The following is a 14,628-nucleotide window of genomic DNA, read 5'->3' as shown; positions in this document are numbered from 1 at the left end:
CAGACGCGAGCGGGGTCCTGTCATCTTCAGAGCGGTCATGCACGTCAGGGTGCATCACCCGGCCTTCGCGGCTAGCGCAGCGCCTGCTTGACGTAGACGTCGTAGCGGCTGGTCTTCTCCTCCACCACATGACTCGGCGCGATGCCGCCGATCGGCTCAGCCTTGCGCGGACGCTTGACCACCACCCGATGGGTCGCGACCTCCAGTGCCGAATCCAGCAAGGCCGGCGCATCCGCGTCATTCCCCGCCAGGGCACGGAAGAGCCGCATCTCCTTCTTCACCAGCGCGGACTTGTCACGGTGCGGGTACATCGGATCCAGATGCACCACCTGCGGCGGCTGATCCCACAGCGCGACGAGCTCTCCCAGATCACGCGAGGCATCCCCCTGCAGCGCCTGCATGCGTAGCGCGATCTCGCGTATTTCATCGTCTGCACAGCCCTGCGCGCGGGTCAGGCCATCGACCAGGATCGCCGCCGTCGCGGCGACACGCTCGATCATCAGCACCGGCGATCCGAGACTGGCCAGCACGAAGGCATCGCGCCCCAGCCCGGCGGTGGCATCGACGATGCTTGGCAGCACGCCGCGATTCAGGCCACAGGCCCGCGCGATCAGCTGATTGCGTCCCCCGCCGAAACGCCGGCGGTGGTCCGCCCGACCAGCGACGAAATCCACATGCAGCGGTTTGCCGTACTCGCGCTCGTCACCGGCGATCACGACCCGCGGTATGCCCTGCTCGTCCTGCGCCACCTCGAGCCGCAGAGCCGGCAACGCATCATCGTCCCGGATGGCGATCCCGAAGTGCGCCGCCAGCATGGCGAGCTCCGGATGCACCGTCAGCTGCGAACGAGCGATGGCGATCACGGGGGTCGCGGCAGCGGCGTCAGAGGAAGGAGCGAGGGGATCGGATGGCAGCATGAACGGGCTCTATAGAAATGAAGAGACACTGGGACTCGCGAAAGACCAGCACAAAGGCGACATGATAAGCGCAAGCAAGGCTGACAGAAACGCCGACGGCGCCGCAAGAGCGACGCCGTCGGAGAAAGACTGAACTTGCCGTGAGCGACTTACAGCAACAGCATGCCGAACAGCAGCACGCCCAGCAGCAGACGGTAGATGACGAAGGGCAACATGCCGATGCTGTCGATGGCCTTGAGGAACAGCTTGATGCACACCAGCGCCGAGACGAAGGACAGCACCACACCCAGTCCGACATCGAACAGCTGGGCTTCACTGCCGGTCTCGATCAGCTCCAGCCCCTTGAGTGAGCCCGCCGCGAGAATCAGCGGAATCGACAGCAGGAAGGAGAAGCGCGCCGCACTCTGACGCTCGAAGCCCAGCAGCAGCGCGGCAGTGATGGTGATGCCCGAGCGCGAGGTGCCCGGAATCAGTGCCAATGCCTGGAACAGACCGATGATCAACGCCCCCTTGAGCGTGAGCGTCGCCAGATCCCGCGTGCGCGTGCCCTTGGCATCCGCCCACCACAGCAGCAGACCGAAGACGATGGTGGTCGTACCGATCACGGCAGTCGAACGCCCGGCCGTTTCCACCACATCGCCCAACAGGCCACCGAAGACGACGGCCGGCAGCGTCGCCAGCAATACCGCCCAGCCCAGACGGCTGTCGTCGGTCTGACGCGCCGCAAGCCCGCCTGAACCGCTGAACTGTCCGAACCAGCCAGCGAGGATATTGACGACATCCTTGCGAAAGGCCATCACCACGGCCAGCAGAGTGCCGACATGGACCGCGACATCGAAGGCCAGTCCCTGGTCCGGCCAGCCAAGCACCTGGGAGGGCAGGATCAGGTGAGCGGAGGAGGAAATCGGCAGAAATTCGGTCAGACCTTGAATGACGGCCAACGCCACCACGTGCATGAGTTCCATGAAACATCCTTTTAAGAGTAACGGGCCTCAATGGCCCACACGGACGACAGACATCGCCTGTGGCACTGCGAGGTGCGGTGATGACAGAACGGTTCCCTGTCAGCCGATGCGCGACCGACATCAGGGGCCGCAGTGTGATGCTGAAACCTTACGGCAGCCTTGGCAGACCACCTGACTGACGCGAGAGGATGGCGATCCCTGGCGCCATCAGCGCCATGCCACCTCGTTGCGCAGATAGACAGGCTGCGCCTCGACGGCAGCGACTGCCTCGCCGCGCGCAAAGGCCTGCGCCGCCAGGATGACCATGTCCTCGGCATCCGGCTGCGGTGCCTCCAGGCGCTGCACGATGCTGGCGCGCAAGGCTTCCGGCAGCGCATCGTGCATGACCAGCCCGGAACCGATGGCCAGCCAGTCGTGCTCACGAAGCTCCTGGGGCAACTCCACGAGTCCCGGCGCCACGACCTGCTCGGGCAGCAGCTGGCTGACCTCGACCTCACCTTCGGCGGAGGTCGCCACACGATAGGCGCCGGTATAAAGCTCGCCCATGCGGGCATCCAGCATCGGCAACACGAAACGGGCGTGGTGATGGCGATGGGCCTGCAGCGCCAGCGCCGCCAGGGTCGAGACACCGATCACCGGCACCTCAAGCCCGAAGGCCAGTCCCTGGATGGTGCCAGCCGCGATGCGCAGTCCCGTGAAGGAACCCGGGCCGTGGCCATAGGCCAGCGCGTCCAGATCCTTCAACGTCAGCTGGGCATCTGCCAGCAGCGTCTCGATCATCGGCATCATCAGCTGGGTATGCTGACGGGGAGCTTCACAGCGCTCGGCAGTAACAACGCCGTCCTGCCACAGGGCAACGGAACAGGCGGAGGAGGATGCATCAATGGCCAGAAGCGTGGTCATGGGCGGTTCATCATCAGAAAAATGTGACGCGATTCTACCCGTCCCCCGCTAGCAGCAAAAGACGCAGGGTGTCCACGGCAGGTGTCGGCGCTGTGCGTCAGTCGTGCCACAGGCCGCGAACCTGCGCTGCAGAAGGGGTCTGTCGCAACACGCCATTTCGCTTTCGCGACCAAAGAAAACGCCCGCAGACAAAGCCTGCGGGCGTTTTCAAGGCGCTTGATACCGAAAGAGCACATCATGCGGGCCATGGCGGCGCCATAGTCCTCATGCCGTCTCAGGCAACGCGACTCACTGCTCCAGCGCGCTGACCAGCTGGGCACGAATGTCATCGACGGAGCCGATGCCTTCGATGCGATGGTAGGCCGGTGCCTGGGCATCGCCAGTGGCAGACCAGCTGGAGTAGTACTCGACCAGCGGCTCGGTCTGCTCATGGTAGACGGACAGACGGTTGCGCACCGTGGCTTCACGGTCATCTTCACGCTGGATCAAGGCTTCGCCAGTGACGTCGTCCTTGCCTTCCTCGCGCGGCGGGTTGTACTCGATGTGATAGACACGACCGGAATCCGGGTGCACACGACGACCGGACAGGCGCTTGACGATTTCCTCGTCCGCCACGGCGATCTCGACCACGTGGTCCAGCTTCACACCCGCTTCCTTCATGGCGTCAGCCTGCGGAATGGTGCGCGGGAAGCCATCGAACAGGAAGCCGTTCTCGCAGTCGGGCTGGCTGATGCGTTCCTTGACCAGAGCGATGATGATCTCGTCGGACACCAGCCCGCCGGTATTCATGATCTCCTTGACCTTGAGCCCCAGCTCGCTGCCGGCCTTGACCGCTGCACGCAACATGTCTCCGGTGGAAATCTGCGGGATGTTGAAACGCTCGCAGATGAACTGGGCCTGAGTGCCCTTGCCGGCGCCGGGGGCGCCCAACAGGATCAAACGCATCGGTACTGCTCCTTGAGTGTGCAAATGAAAAGCGTGAAACGGGTGTAAATGGGTCATCCGGGCTTGTGTACCCTGCCCTCGACGGCAGATGGCCATCCGAGGCGCTCTGGCCGCCGAGCGCTCAAGACGACTCGGCTCACGCGCTGACCTGCGCAGTGTCTCCCCATCGACATGACAGTGAAGGAGACAGCCACGGGGCCTCGAGCGGCTTGCGACCAGGATGAAACAGGAAGCGGACCGACTGGTGGCGTGACGAACACTCTCCACGCACTGACGATCTCATTATGTCATCGCTATGCAACGCAAGGGCTGACGATACCGCTCACACGGCCATCGCACAAGCACACCAAAGGCGCGCATGACGCCCCTTGGCACTGTTTTGGCTCATTGATGACGGGCGAGGCGATCGGCGCGTGCAGCGCCTCGTGATCCAGCCTCACGATGGCATGACGCCCCCGCGGCACTCGGTCGCAGGGGCGTCATGGCAGGGTTCCACTCATTTCAGGGTTCAGGCGTCATGGCCTGGGGGTCATGACCTCACTCGGCGACCTCTTCCGCCTGGCTGCTGCGACGTAGCCGCACCGCCTTGGCCCGCTTGCCGCGCAGCCGGATGTTGAGCATTTCCACCGCCAGCGAGAAGGCCATCGCCACGTAGATGTAGCCCTTGGGCACATGGACGCCGAAGCCTTCGACCATCAACATCATGCCGACCATGATCAGGAAGGACAGGGCCAGCATCTTGATGGTCGGGTGGCGATCGACGAAATCACCGATCGGCTTGGCCGCCACCATCATGATGCCCACCGAGATGACGATCGCGATGATCATCACCGTCAGATGGTCGACCATGCCCACCGCCGTGATCACCGAATCCAGCGAGAAGACGATATCGATCAACGCGATCTGGACCATGATCGCCATGAAGCTGGCACCGCCCTTCTTCGCGCCCTCTTCCGCCGGGTCCTCACCCTCGAGGTTGGCATGGATCTCATGGGTGCTCTTGCCGAGCAGGAACAGCCCCCCGAAGACCAGGATCAGATCCCGCCCGGAGAAGCTGAAATCCAGCACGCTGAACAACGGTGTCGTCAGTGACATCAGCCACGACAACGACATCAACAGCACGATGCGCATGCCCATCGCCAGGCCGAGACCGATCATGCGGCCACGTTGGCGCTGAGCCTCGGGCAGGCGCGCGACCAGAATCGACAGGAAGATGATGTTGTCGATGCCCAGCACGATCTCAAGCGCGGTCAGGGTCGCCAGAGCCACCCATGCCGAAGGGTCCATCAACCATTCCATTGTCTTGCTCCTTGTGTGTTGCGAGAACCGGCCTTCCCGGGTAGTGCCAGCACGATGCGGCAGATCGCGGCAGGTTGGCGTGAAGCATCGCATGTTGTGCAGGGCAGCAACAGCTGTCGCCGCCCTGCCACGCCAACGGACATGCACAAAAAAAACGGCCTCCCGAAGGAGGCCGTTCTGTCGACAGGCCATCTGGCACCTGCCCTTGTCATGCAAGGTACGGATCAGAGCAGCAGACGACGCACGTCGGTCAGCACCTGAGCCAGATACGCCGTGAAGCGTGCTGCATCCGCCCCGTTCACCGCCCGGTGATCGTAGGACAGCGACAGCGGCATCATCAGGCGCGGCTGGAAGGCAGCGCCATCCCACACCGGCTTCATCTGCGCCTTGGAGACACCCAGGATGGCGACTTCCGGCGTGTTGACGATCGGCGTGAAGGCAGTACCCCCAATGGAGCCAAGGCTCGAGATGGTGAAACAACCACCGGTCATCTCTTCGCGCTTGAGCTTCTTGGTCTGCGCCTTCTTGGCCAGCTCCACGGATTCGCGGGCCAGCTCCAGCAGGCTCTTCTGATCCGCATTGCGGATCACCGGCACCATCAGGCCGTCCGGCGTATCCACCGCGATACCGATGTGCACGTATTTCTTGTGCACCAGGGTCTCGCCGTCAGACTTGAGGCTGACGTTGAACTGCGGATACTTGGCCAGCGCGTGGGCAGCCGCCTTGATCATGAACGGCAGCGGCGTGAGCTTGGCGCCTGCCGCTTCCGCCTCGGCCTTCATGGACTTGCGGAAGGCCTCGAGCTCGGTGATGTCGGCTTCATCGAACTGGGTCACGTGCGGGACGTTGAGCCAGCTGCGATGCAGGTTGGTGGCACCCGCCTTCATCAGGCGGCCCATCTTCGACTCTTCGATCTCACCGAACTGGCTGAAGTCCTGATCCGGCACCTGCGGGATACCGGCACCGCCGGTGGCCTGCGCGGCAGGGGCTGCCGGTGCGGACTTGGCCTTCTGCATCATCTGCTTGACGTAGGCCTGGACATCTTCCTTCACCACACGGCCCTTCGGACCGCTGCCGGAGACGTCCGCCAGATCGACACCGAACTCACGCGCCAGCAAGCGAACCGCAGGCCCTGCGTGGACCTTGGCACCCTTGCTCGGCTTGTGGGCCGCCATCTGGGCTTCCGGGCTCGGCGTACCGGCCGGTGTCGGCTCAGGCTTCTGCTCGGCCTTGTCTGCCTTGGGCGCGGCCGGAGCCTCCGCCTTGGCAGCCTTCGGCGCAGGCTTGGCACCGGCGACCTCGAGGTAACCGATCAGGTCGCCCTCGGACACGGTGTCGCCTTCCTTGACGGAAAGCTCCACCACCTTGCCCTTGTAGGGGCTCGGGATGTCCATGGTCGCCTTGTCGGATTCCAGCGTGATCAGCGCGTCTTCCTCGTTGACCTCATCACCGACGGCCACGGCCATCTCGATGATCGGCACGCTGTCGCTGCCGGAGAGATCCGGGACACGCAATTCCTTGCGCTCCGGCTCACCGGAGGCCGGCTCACCGGAGGCCGGCTCTTCTTCGGCAGCCGGCGCTTCAGAGGCGGTCTCTTCAGACTCAGACGCAGACGCGGAGGATTCTTCCGCCGGCGCTGATTCCGCCGCACTGTCACCGCCTTCACCGGCGATTTCCATCTGACCGATGACATCACCGGACGCGACGTTGTCGCCTTCCTTGACGGTCAGCTTGACGATCTTGCCCTTGTGCGGGCTCGGGACGTCCATGCTGGCCTTGTCGGACTCCAGCGTGATCAGCGCATCCTCGGCGTCGACTTCGTCGCCTTCGGAGACCGCCATCTCGATGATCGGCACGGCCTCTGAGTCGCCCAGGTCCGGCACGACGATGTCGACGGTCCGGGTACCACCGGAAGCGGCCTTCGGTGCAGCAGCGGCCTCTTTCGGCGCCTGCTGCTCAGACGCTTCCTGCTTGGGAGCCTCTTCCTTCGGCGCTTCCTGCTCGTCAGAAGCATCAGAGGAGGTGTCACCACCGCCTTCCGCTTCCAGCTCCAGGATGTCGTCGCCTTCGGAGACGGTGTCGCCTTCCTTGACGAGAATCTTCACCACCTTGCCGCCCTTCGGTGCCGGCACATCCATGCTGGCCTTGTCGGACTCAAGAGTGATCATGGTGTCTTCGGCGGAGATGACATCTCCGACCGCCACCGGTATCTCGATGATCTCGACATCGGAACTACCGCCAATGTCGGGAACCTTGATGATTTCGCTGCTCAAGATCGTGCTCCTTCCAAAACGTGCACGGGGAGCGACACCCGAATCACCTTCGCATCATCTTGATGTCGAGGATGGAGTGCCGCTCGCCTGTTCCGCGATCTCCGCTCAGACGCTCAGCGGATTCGGCTTGTTGGGGTCGATGCCGTAGGTCTTGATCGCTTCCGCGACCACCTTGCGGTCGATCTCACCACGATCCGCCAGCGCCTTCAGGGCCTGGACGGTGACGAAGTTGCGGTCGACTTCGAAGAAGTGACGCAGCTTCTCGCGGGTATCGGAACGACCGAAACCATCGGTACCGAGCACGTGATAGTCAGCCGGCACCCAGGCGCGAACCTGGTCAGCAAACAGCTTCATGTAGTCAGTGGCCGCCACCACCGGGCCGTCACGTCCTTCCAGGCACTGGGTGATGTGCGGCTTGGCCGGGGTCTCTTCCGGCTTGAGGAAGGCCTGACGATCCAGTTCCAGCGCTTCGCGACGCAGCTCGTTGAAGCTGGTGACGCTCCAGATGTCGGCATCGACACCGTAGTCGTCCTTCAGCATCACGGCAGCGGCTTCGACTTCACGCAGGATGGTGCCGGAACCCAGCAGCTGAACGCGTGCCTTGCCGTCCTTCGCGCCTTCCTTGAGCAGGTACATGCCCTTGATGATGTCGTCTGCGGGCACCGTTTCAAGTTCCGGCTGCTCGTAGTTCTCGTTCATCACCGCCAGGTAGTAGAAGACCGGCTCGTGCTGCTCGAACATGCGCTTCATGCCGTCCTGCACGATGACCGCCACTTCGTGAGCATAGGTCGGGTCGTAGGTGCGGCAGTTCGGGATGGTCGAGGCCAGGATATGGCTGTGGCCATCCTGGTGCTGCAGACCTTCACCGTTCAGGGTAGTACGCCCGGCGGTCCCGCCGACCAGGAAGCCACGTGCCTGCAGATCGCCTGCGGCCCACGCCAGATCACCGATGCGCTGGAAGCCGAACATCGAGTAGTAGACGTAGAACGGCATCAGCGGCAGGTTGTGGTTGGCGTAGGACGTTGCCGCCGCCACCCACGCGGACATGGCGCCCGCTTCGGAGATACCTTCCTCGAGGACCTGACCTTTCTGGTCCTCGCGGTAATACATGATCTGACCCTTGTCGACCGGCTCGTACTTCTGGCCTGCCGCGGTGTAGATGCCCAGCTGACGGAACATGCCTTCCATGCCGAAGGTACGCGCTTCGTCAGGAATGATCGGCACGACACGCTCGCCGAGGGTCTTGTGCTTGACCAGACCGTTGAGCACGCGCACGAAGGCCATGGTGGTGGACACTTCGCGACCGTTGGAGCCCTTGAGCTGGGACGCGAAGATCTTGTCGTCCAGCGGCGGGATTTCCAGCGTTTCATACTCGGTGCGACGCTGGGGCAGGTAGCCGTTCAGACGTTCGCGCATGAGGTGCATGTACTTCATTTCCGGGCTGTCGTCCGCCGGCTTGTAGTACGGCACTTCCTCGAGCTGCTCGTCGGTCAGCGGGATACCGAAGCGATCACGGAAGGTCTTGAGCGCTTCGTGCTCCATGGTCTTGACCTGGTGGGCTTCGTTGGCCGCTTCGCCATCGCCCATGCCCATGCCGTAACCCTTGACGGTGTGCGCCAGGATGACGGTCGGACGACCATTGGCGTTGTTGACCGCCTCGTGATACGCCGCGTAGACCTTGTACGGGTCGTGGCCACCACGGTTCAGACGCCAGATGTCGTCGTCTGACATGTCCTTGACCAGATCGGCCGTCTCCGGGTACTTGCCGAAGAAGTGCTCACGCGTGTACGCGCCGCCATTGGCCTTGTAGTTCTGGTAGTCGCCGTCGACCGCCTCGTCCATGCGCTTCTGCAGGATGCCTTTCTTGTCCTGCTCGAACAGCGGATCCCAGAAGCGACCCCAGGTGACCTTGAGCACGTTCCAGTCGGCACCACGGAAGACGCCTTCCAGCTCGTCCATGATGCGGCCGTTGCCGCGCACCGGACCATCAAGACGCTGCAGGTTGCAGTTGATGACGAAGATCAGGTTGTCGAGGTTCTCGCGACCCGCCAGCGAGATGGCACCCAGGGATTCCGGCTCGTCACACTCGCCGTCACCCATGAAGCACCACACCTTGCGGTCGTACATGGACTTCAACTCACGCGAGTTGAGGTACTTCATGACGTGCGCCTGGTAGATCGCCTGGATCGGGCCCAGACCCATGGAGACGGTCGGGAACTGCCAGTAATCCGGCATCAGCCACGGGTGCGGATAGGAGGACAGGCCATTGCCGTCGACTTCCTGACGGAAGCTGTCCATCTGCTCCTGGCTGAGACGACCTTCCAGGAAGGAACGTGCATAGATACCCGGTGCCACGTGGCCCTGGATATACAGCAGGTCACCTTCGAAATCGCCTTCCGGTGCACGGAAGAAGTGGTTGAAACCTACATCATAAAGCGTCGCACTGGACATGAAGCTCGAGATGTGACCGCCCAGGCCCTTGTGGGCACGGTTGTTGCGGATCACCTGAGCGATGGCGTTGTAGCGGATAAGCGAACGGATACGACGCTCCATGAACAGGTCGCCCGGCATGCGCGCTTCGCGGTGCACGGGGATACTGTTGCGATGGGGCGTGGTCACCGAGAAGGGTACTTGATGGCCATCACGACGCAGGCGGTCGGCCAGGCGTGACATCAGGTACTGGGCACGATCCTCACCCTCACGATCCAGAACCGATTCCAGGGAGTCCAACCATTCCGTGGTTTCGATCGGATCGAGATCTTCTCTTGCCTCCAGACTCATAGACGTCTCTCCGAGTGAAGAAATTTTTTGTCAGTTGTTCCGACGAAATGCTACATCGGAACCAGTGGCGCTCTTCAGTGTGGGCACAGCCTTCTGAGTGGGCCGCGTCTCCGATAAAACCGCGGCAACCGGAGACTCCGGCTGCCAGATGCGTTGTGCTTCGTGCGTCAAAGCAGGGCACAAGATGCAGTCATTTGGCGTGAAAGATACCGCAAACACCCCCCCGTGCCAATTCGGTGCGCATGGCCGCGCAGCCGTGCGCCATGGACTGGCACCGCCGTGGCCGTGCGGGTCTCGGCCAGTGCCGAGCGGGATTTCCCGCCGCATGCCAGCCGTCGCCTGGAGCACGTCTTGTAATAAAACTACCAACGCGCCCCGTGGCTACGCTCCCTGACCGGAATCCGGCCCCTGCATGCTGCATTGCACCATCGCGAGGCACTTGCGACCTTAGTCCTGAATGTCGTCCAGCAGGCGATCGAAGTAAGCCCAGTCAAAGGCGGGACCAGGATCCGTCTTGCGCAACGGCGCAATCCGCGCATGCGAGGTGATGCGCTCACGGGTCAGCGCCGGGTAGCGGGCCATCAGGCCGGCGACCGTCCGTGCCAGCGTCCGGTACTGCACCTCGCGGTAGGGGTGCACCTCATCGCCCTCGAGCTCGATGCCGATGCTGAAGTCATTGAGCTCCACGCGCTCACGCGCTCCGTCATGCCAGCGCGACCGCCCCGCATGCCAGGCACGACGATCGAAGGGCACGAACTGCACCAGACGACCATCACGCTGGATCAGCACATGCGCCGAGACGCGCAGATGATGGATGTCGGCAAAGTAGGGATGGGCACCGGGGTCGAGCTGATTGGTGAACAGCTGCTCGATGGCCGGCCCTCCGAAGCGCCCCGGTGGCAGGCTGATGGAATGCAGCACCAATGCCGACACTTCGCCCTCGGGACGCGCATTGTGGTTGGGCGACGGTACCTGACGGGCATTTTCCAGCCAGTGCTCAGGGGTGACGGCCAGTCGCGCCAGCTGGCCCGACCATGGGGAGGAAGACGAGGGGGGCATCGATGACTCCAGACGGGAACGACATTGCACGCGGGGCGTGAGTTTCATGACGGCCTGATCGTGACCCTGCCGGCCCGGTGCACCGTCAGGCGAGATATCGCACCGGTATCGCACACAGGGACTGACCGCCCGCGCGGCTTTTCCTATAATGGCGCACATTATGGCATGCTCGGCAGCCATGGGTCTGTGTCGGGGGGCTTCCTGCGGCGCGATACCAGCTCCGGCAGCACTTCTTGCACAAGGATCAGACGCGCATGAACTTCCACGACGCCCTCGCCGAGGATATCCGCACCAGTGCCGCCCGCCTGCTCGCCGAAGATGTTGGCGGTGGCGACATCACCGCCGAGCTGATTCCCGAAAGACAGTGGGCCAAGGCCCGGGTGATCAGCCGTGAGGCGGCCATTCTGTGCGGCGTGCCCTGGGTGGATGAGCTCTTTCGTCGCCTCGACTCGCGTGTCAGTCTCAAGTGGCTGGCCAGCGATGGTGACCGACTCGAGGCCGACACGCCCTTCCTTGAGCTGGAAGGCCCCGCTCGCTCGCTGCTGACCGGAGAGCGCGCAGCACTCAATCTGCTGCAGACGCTGTCCGGCACCGCGACCCGCGCCCACCACTACGCTTCACTCGTGGAAGGCAGCGGCGTGCGTCTGCTGGATACCCGCAAGACGCTGCCCGGCATGCGAGTGTCCCAGAAATACGCCGTCAGCTGCGGGGGCGGCCACAATCATCGCATCGGCCTGTATGACGCCTTCCTGATCAAGGAAAACCATATCGCCGCCTGTGGCAGCATCGCGGCCGCCGTCCGTGAGGCACGCGATATCGCCTCGGACCTGACCTGCGAAGTGGAAGTCGAGAATTTCGCGGAGCTGGAACAGGCGCTGGATGCCGGTGCCGACGTCATCATGCTCGACAACTTCAACAACGATCAGCTCATCGAGGCCGTCGCGCGCAACAAGGCGCATGCCAGGCCAGCCGTGCTGGAAGCCTCGGGCAACGTCAACGAGAGCACCCTGGCCGGCATCGCCGCCACCGGCGTGGATTGCATCTCGATCGGCGCGCTGACCAAGGACGTGACGGCCATCGACCTGTCGATGCGCATCTACACTGTCGAGACCCGCTAGCCAGATGACAGGTGAGTGCCTTCCTGCTGGTCAGCTCCTGTCCTGCTGATGCCACCGGTGACGCCGGCCCATCTTCATGACGCCTTGCCATACCGCCAGGGAGGCGCCCCATGTCCTCGCCATCTCCTCATCAGCGTCCGCCTGCCGCCTCCACGGTGTCAGGCGGACGCTGGCAGACCCGCCGCTGGAGCCTCTACGCACCGGTCTACGACCGCGTGGCAGCGCGTGTCCTCCGCTCGGCACGCCGAGACGCCATCGCGACACTGGACCTGAAAGCCGGGACTCGCGTGCTGCTGCTCGGCGGCGGTACCGGGCTCGACCTGCCCTTCCTGCCCCGTGACATCGAGCTTGAGGTGGTCGATGCCTCGCCCGCCATGCTGCGCCGCTGCCGCGAGCGCGCCGAGGCGCTGGGCTTCGATGCCAACGTCAAGCTGGGCAATGCCATGGCACTCGACTTTCCCGATGGCCACTTTGACGTCGTGATCGCCCACCTGATCTTCGCGGTCGTGCCAGAACCGCAGACAGCCTTCGATGAAGCATTGCGCGTGCTGGCATCGGACGGCGAGATGTCCCTGCTCGACAAGGGCTTGCGCGGTCAACAGCCAGCCGGGGTGATCCGGCGGCTGCTCAATCCGCTGGCCCGCCTGCTGGCCACCAATCTCAGCGTGCCTCTCGATGGCCTGCTGGAAGGGCATGCCCTACAGCGCATGGAAGACCGCGACCTCGGGCCTGGCGGCCTGTTGCGTCACATGCACCTTCGCAAGATCTGATCCGCACCGGCGCTGCCCCTTGCATTGCGCGCCCGGCACCGCCACGCAACAAGGACATCCAGATGACAGCAGCGAGCCGATTCGTGGCCGTTGTCCCGGCACTTACCCAGGTGCCGGGACATCGTGTGCGAACGCCGTCGCTTGCCGTGAAGGAGGTTGCATGCAGATTGATCTACACGGACGCAGCGCCATCATCAGTGGTTCCACCGCCGGCATCGGCCTTGCCATCGCGACGGGACTCGCCCGCGCGGGTGCCAGCGTCACCCTGACCGGCCGTACCCAGGCACGTGTCGATGACGCCATCGCCCAGCTCAAGCGTGACGTCCCTGACAGCAGGGTACAGGGCGTGGCCGCGGACCTGGGCACGCGCGAAGGCTGCGACACGCTGATCCAGACCGTCCCGGACACCGACATCCTGATCAACAATGTCGGCATCTTCGCCCCACAGGACTTCTTCGAGACCGACGATGACACCTGGGAGCAGTTCTTCCAGGTCAACGTGATGTCGGCGGTACGCCTGTCCCGCCACTATGCGCGCGGCATGAAGGAGCGCGACTGGGGGCGCATCCAGTTCCTGTCCAGCGAGTCGGCGCTCAACATCCCCAGCGAGATGGTCCATTACGGCATGACCAAGTCCGCCGTCCAGTCCGTCTCACGCGGGCTCGCCAAGGTGCTGTCCGGCACGCAGGTCACCGTCAACGCCATCCTGCCCGGGCCGACCCGCTCCGAGGGCGTGCTCGAGATGCTCAAGAAGAACGCCGAGGAGCAAGGCAGGACGCTTGAGGAGGTCGAGGCCGACTTCGTCCAGCAGACCCGCCCCACCTCCATCCTCCAGCGCATGGCAAGCCCCGAGGAAGTCGCCAACATGAGCGTCTACGCGGCCTCCGAGCAGGCCAGTGCCACGACAGGTGCCGCGCTGCGGGTGGAAGGCGGTATCGTCGATACCATGGCCTGATCGCCAGCCAGGTCCGTTACCCTGTCGAACGCAAGACGCCCCCACCGGGTGACCGGTGGGGGCGTCTTCATGTCCGATATCACCGTGACGCACGCGTCACTCGTCGAGACGTTTCTCGAAGCGCTCGCGCTTGAGGCAGATACCGCCTCGCTTGACGTGCTCAAGCCCCAGACTCTCCCAGCCGCGGCGTGCAAGCCCTGGCGACAGCATCAGACTGGCCTCCAGACTCACCACCCGCACCTTGCGTCGGCGAAGGTCCTGTTCGGCCTCCTCCAGCAAGCGGGTGCCTATCCCCTGCCCGGTCAGCCCCGGGTAGACGTAGAGCATCTCGATCCGGGCCAGCGGCCATTCAGGGGCATACTCGCAGAAGGCGATGCAGCGCCCGTCCCGTTCGGCCACCAGCACTTCGAAGCGATGCTGGCGCGCCGCCCAGCGCTCGGCATCCCTGGGCACACGGGACGCCCATTGCTGGCGTTGCGCCAGATCATAGTGACTGGCCGCTCCCTGCATCACGGCCTGATAGAACACCTCGGCCTGATCCGCGGCGTGGCGCGGCTGCGCGGTCACGATGCTGATGCGCGAGGCTGCTGCGCGGCTATCGGTCTGGCTGTGCAATCGTAGGTCCTCCTTGTGCCCCGGGACG

Annotated in this window: 12 protein-coding genes; 3 read left to right on the top strand and 9 right to left on the bottom strand. The window is 63.7% G+C overall.

Features of this window, described 5'->3' with window-relative positions; genetic code table 11:
• Nucleotides 1-71: 71 nt before the first annotated feature.
• The 8 genes from QD172_RS16515 to ampD form a co-directional block, all read right to left on the bottom strand.
• Entirely contained in the window at nt 72-815 is a 744-nt protein-coding gene (locus QD172_RS16515; protein ID WP_279856329.1) for a class I SAM-dependent methyltransferase, read from the bottom strand.
• A gap of 251 nt (nt 816-1,066) precedes the next feature.
• On the bottom strand, nt 1,067-1,882 hold the full coding sequence (locus QD172_RS16510; RefSeq protein ID WP_077380138.1) for an undecaprenyl-diphosphate phosphatase: 816 nt from the start codon (nt 1,880-1,882) through the stop codon (nt 1,067-1,069).
• 207 nt (nt 1,883-2,089) lie between these two features.
• Nucleotides 2,090-2,785: a tRNA (adenosine(37)-N6)-threonylcarbamoyltransferase complex dimerization subunit type 1 TsaB gene (gene tsaB, locus QD172_RS16505; protein ID WP_077380140.1), complete on the bottom strand. Its 696-nt coding sequence runs from the start codon at nt 2,783-2,785 to the stop codon at nt 2,090-2,092.
• Between the two features lie 288 nt (nt 2,786-3,073).
• Nucleotides 3,074-3,730, bottom strand: coding sequence for an adenylate kinase (gene adk, locus QD172_RS16500; RefSeq protein WP_077380142.1), 657 nt, complete (start codon nt 3,728-3,730; stop codon nt 3,074-3,076).
• Nucleotides 3,731-4,267: 537 nt separating this feature from the next.
• Nucleotides 4,268-5,029 carry a TerC family protein gene (locus QD172_RS16495; protein WP_077380144.1) on the bottom strand — a complete coding sequence of 254 codons (762 nt, stop codon included), beginning with the start codon at nt 5,027-5,029 and terminating at the stop codon, nt 4,268-4,270.
• 224 nt (nt 5,030-5,253) lie between these two features.
• The gene (aceF, locus tag QD172_RS16490; RefSeq protein WP_279856308.1) at nt 5,254-7,302 is read right to left on the bottom strand and encodes a pyruvate dehydrogenase complex dihydrolipoyllysine-residue acetyltransferase; all 2,049 of its coding nucleotides are present in this window, start codon (nt 7,300-7,302) and stop codon (nt 5,254-5,256) included.
• Nucleotides 7,303-7,407: 105 nt separating this feature from the next.
• Nucleotides 7,408-10,083, bottom strand: coding sequence for a pyruvate dehydrogenase (acetyl-transferring), homodimeric type (gene aceE / locus QD172_RS16485; RefSeq protein WP_077380148.1), 2,676 nt, complete (start codon nt 10,081-10,083; stop codon nt 7,408-7,410).
• Nucleotides 10,084-10,530: 447 nt separating this feature from the next.
• Complete coding sequence (gene ampD, locus QD172_RS16480) at nt 10,531-11,142, bottom strand: 1,6-anhydro-N-acetylmuramyl-L-alanine amidase AmpD (RefSeq protein WP_084207887.1); 612 nt, start codon at nt 11,140-11,142, stop codon at nt 10,531-10,533.
• 254 nt (nt 11,143-11,396) lie between these two features.
• Here ampD and nadC point away from each other — a divergent pair, with 254 nt between their 5' ends.
• The 3 genes from nadC (at nt 11,397) to QD172_RS16465 (ending at nt 13,985) form a co-directional block, all read left to right on the top strand.
• A complete protein-coding gene (nadC, locus tag QD172_RS16475; protein WP_271303326.1) occupies nt 11,397-12,260 on the top strand; it encodes a carboxylating nicotinate-nucleotide diphosphorylase in 864 nt (287 codons plus the stop codon).
• Nucleotides 12,261-12,370: 110 nt separating this feature from the next.
• Nucleotides 12,371-13,030 carry a class I SAM-dependent methyltransferase gene (locus tag QD172_RS16470; RefSeq protein WP_279856307.1) on the top strand — a complete coding sequence of 220 codons (660 nt, stop codon included), beginning with the start codon at nt 12,371-12,373 and terminating at the stop codon, nt 13,028-13,030.
• 160 nt (nt 13,031-13,190) lie between these two features.
• Nucleotides 13,191-13,985 (top strand): SDR family NAD(P)-dependent oxidoreductase, encoded by a 795-nt coding sequence (locus QD172_RS16465; RefSeq protein WP_279856306.1) that lies wholly within the window; start codon nt 13,191-13,193, stop codon nt 13,983-13,985.
• 96 nt (nt 13,986-14,081) lie between these two features.
• Here QD172_RS16465 and QD172_RS16460 read toward each other — a convergent pair whose 3' ends face one another.
• Nucleotides 14,082-14,600: a GNAT family N-acetyltransferase gene (locus QD172_RS16460; RefSeq protein WP_240499645.1), complete on the bottom strand. Its 519-nt coding sequence runs from the start codon at nt 14,598-14,600 to the stop codon at nt 14,082-14,084.
• Between the last annotated feature and the right edge of the window lie 28 nt (nt 14,601-14,628).

The sequence above is a fragment of the Cobetia sp. 10Alg 146 genome (assembly GCF_029846385.1).
In the GTDB taxonomy this organism is placed as follows: domain Bacteria; phylum Pseudomonadota; class Gammaproteobacteria; order Pseudomonadales; family Halomonadaceae; genus Cobetia; species Cobetia marina.
This window is presented reverse-complemented; position numbering and strand designations above follow the sequence as displayed.

Bases quoted from the DNA above. Each gene is read 5' to 3' on its own strand.
- ampD (WP_084207887.1), bottom strand. From the start codon at position 11,142: ATGCCCCCCTCGTCTTCCTCCCCATGGTCGGGCCAGCTGGCGCGACTG.
- QD172_RS16495 (WP_077380144.1), bottom strand. From the start codon at position 5,029: ATGGAATGGTTGATGGACCCTTCGGCATGGGTGGCTCTGGCGACCCTG.
- nadC (WP_271303326.1), top strand. From the start codon at position 11,397: ATGAACTTCCACGACGCCCTCGCCGAGGATATCCGCACCAGTGCCGCC.
- QD172_RS16465 (WP_279856306.1), top strand. From the start codon at position 13,191: ATGCAGATTGATCTACACGGACGCAGCGCCATCATCAGTGGTTCCACC.
- aceE (WP_077380148.1), bottom strand. From the start codon at position 10,083: ATGAGTCTGGAGGCAAGAGAAGATCTCGATCCGATCGAAACCACGGAA.
- QD172_RS16470 (WP_279856307.1), top strand. From the start codon at position 12,371: ATGTCCTCGCCATCTCCTCATCAGCGTCCGCCTGCCGCCTCCACGGTG.
- QD172_RS16515 (WP_279856329.1), bottom strand. From the start codon at position 815: ATGCTGGCGGCGCACTTCGGGATCGCCATCCGGGACGATGATGCGTTG.
- tsaB (WP_077380140.1), bottom strand. From the start codon at position 2,785: ATGACCACGCTTCTGGCCATTGATGCATCCTCCTCCGCCTGTTCCGTT.
- QD172_RS16510 (WP_077380138.1), bottom strand. From the start codon at position 1,882: ATGGAACTCATGCACGTGGTGGCGTTGGCCGTCATTCAAGGTCTGACC.
- adk (WP_077380142.1), bottom strand. From the start codon at position 3,730: ATGCGTTTGATCCTGTTGGGCGCCCCCGGCGCCGGCAAGGGCACTCAG.